Source organism: Treponema sp. Marseille-Q4523 (assembly GCF_016901105.1).
GTDB lineage: Bacteria > Spirochaetota > Spirochaetia > Treponematales > Treponemataceae > Treponema_D.
Map to the genome: position 1 here is coordinate 1 of NZ_JAFEVM010000078.1, position 2,195 is coordinate 2,195.

3 protein-coding genes and 1 pseudogene are annotated in these 2,195 nt (G+C 36.4%); all 4 read right to left on the minus strand.

Annotated elements, in window-relative coordinates; genetic code table 11:
• Window positions 1–231 (minus strand): hypothetical protein (locus JSQ97_RS12690; protein ID WP_205076384.1); only part of this gene is annotated, 231 nt, incomplete at its 3' end.
• A gap of 453 nt (window positions 232–684) precedes the next feature.
• Window positions 685–1,152, minus strand: coding sequence for a hypothetical protein (locus JSQ97_RS12695; RefSeq protein ID WP_205076385.1), 468 nt, complete (start codon window positions 1,150–1,152; stop codon window positions 685–687).
• A gap of 204 nt (window positions 1,153–1,356) precedes the next feature.
• Window positions 1,357–1,542 (minus strand): annotated as a pseudogene (locus tag JSQ97_RS13020) (integron integrase); the annotation flags it as partial.
• A 16-nt stretch (window positions 1,543–1,558) separates the two neighbouring features.
• Window positions 1,559–2,050, minus strand: a complete 492-nt coding sequence (locus tag JSQ97_RS12700) for a hypothetical protein (protein ID WP_205076386.1) — start codon at window positions 2,048–2,050, stop codon at window positions 1,559–1,561.
• Window positions 2,051–2,195 lie beyond the last annotated feature (145 nt).

Genomic DNA, 2,195 nt, shown 5'->3' on the forward strand with positions numbered 1-2,195 from the left:
ATAATTTTGAAACCTAATATTAATATTATAGTCATAAATATTATCATTACTTAATATTTTTAAATCTTCAACTGAATCATATTCAAAATTATTACCCTCATCAGATCTAGCAGAAATAGAGATGTTTTCAAAAAAAATACTCTTTTCCTTTAGCAAAGTTATTAGATGCTGAAAGTTTTCGAAACGTGGTTTAGTTAGTTCGCAATACATAGAAATAGATGTTAAACTCATATTAATCTCCTAAACTATCTTTTATTCAGAATCACCAAAAAATAGTGAAACCATAAACAATATATGAATGCATGGAATTATATTTTCTGTGCCCGAAGGGTCCACATAACATAGGCTTAAACGGTGGCGCGGCTTGACCGCGACATCCGCTTTGAAGCCATTGTTATACGAAATTACTTTCGTACAACAATTTTCCCCATATTTATTTTTACAGATTCTACGAACCTGTTTTTTACAACTTACTATTTTCCAGAATCTTTTTCTATATTTCTGAAATTTCTGCTTTTACTTTTCATGCGGCGTAACGCCGCATACAACCGCTACATTACGACGGCCTAAAGTTCAATTAATTTTCCAGCGAGCACCGACTCGATGGAAAATTATTCCTTTTTCTTTTGGAAGAAGCATTTATACTTTTCATGGATTTTTTTGAACCGCTTCTTCGTCTTTACCTTAAAGTTCTATTAATTGTTTCAGCAAGCTCGACTTGCTGAAACAATTTTCTACTTTTACTTTGTAGCATACATCCAAACTTTTTTTTGTTGAGTCTGTTGCATGTTCTCCAAACACAATATCATTACCGATTGTTTTCAATGTTTCTATTTTAGTATTTGCTTCATAGTTTGACATTCCTTTTGAAAGTAAGAAATCCCTTATTTCATCAATTGTTACTCCAGTCTGTACTTCATGGTCAGAGATAGTATTATTATATAAATACAATCTCAAGGAAGCTATATTTGAATAACTGACTTCACTCCAATATGTGATTTTGCTCAATGCAGTATTGTATGTTGAATTTGATACCACACCAACTTCGATTTTGTAAGTTGTATTATCCTCTGAAGACGCCGGATTGCTACAACTGGCAAAACAAATTAAAATTCCAACAATGGACACTAATCCAATAAACTTCTTCTTCATAAAAAAAGTCCTCCAAAAATTTAATTGAGAATTGTTATAGAACTTTTTACTTTTTTGTTCAAAAAGCGCCCCTGTGCGGGCGTCCGTATAACACCCTTTCGCTCCTTCCTCATAATATCATACGAACGCCCCATTTGCAATCTAAACTGCTACACTTAAAGCACTAACATCTTTCTAACATAATATCCGTCGGAACACATCATCAACAGCCTTTGGAATACCTAACCGTAAAACAGCTTCATACAGGGTTCGCTGAATGACCGAAGGGGCGATATGGTGTTCCCCTGTTTCTTTATTCTGCCATCGACGTGTTTGGAGAAATACCCGCTGCCAGACCTGAGTTTTACCGGCATTAGGATATCTTTTGGCGAGAGCAAATGGAAGCGCCCCTAAATCGAAAGCGTTTCTACAAAGGCAATTCCGCCACAAGCCATTCACCGCTTTTTTTGTCTTTTTCCATAGTAACTTCATCTTCACCTTCGTCAGTTTTGCCCTCATAGGAATATGCGATTTTTATCGTGTAAAAAGCGGTTGCGTCCCCCTTAAGCATAAATTTTTCAGGACTAATTGTAATGGAAATTGTATCGGCTATTCCGTAGAACTGCTTATAAGCCTCATTCATTTCGTCGACTAATATCTCATAAAATGTATTATTCACGATCAAATCATGCCAGTCGTCAGTTTGCTTAAAATAGCTGACAAAGAACGCGGCGAGTACAGCCGAGGGGGTTGTTCTATCTTTCCAAGAATCGCCGCTCAAAGGCTTCCCTCCGTAAGTTGCAGTAACCTCTTTTCCATTCCGCACAACGATGAATGATTTTTCAGTGATTAGCGTATTCTGCGCATACAAAACAGTTACTGTGAAAATCACCGCGGCTAGTCTGATGATGTGTTTCATTATTCCTCCTTAACTATTGATTAATATCTATTTGCATTATCAATTTTTTCGCCTCGAAGAGGTCAATCTAACATTCGCTTAACCTGCATTTGCCGCTCGTCCGCAATGTCAGTGTTGAAGCGGGTGTTAGACGTTGTCTTTATAT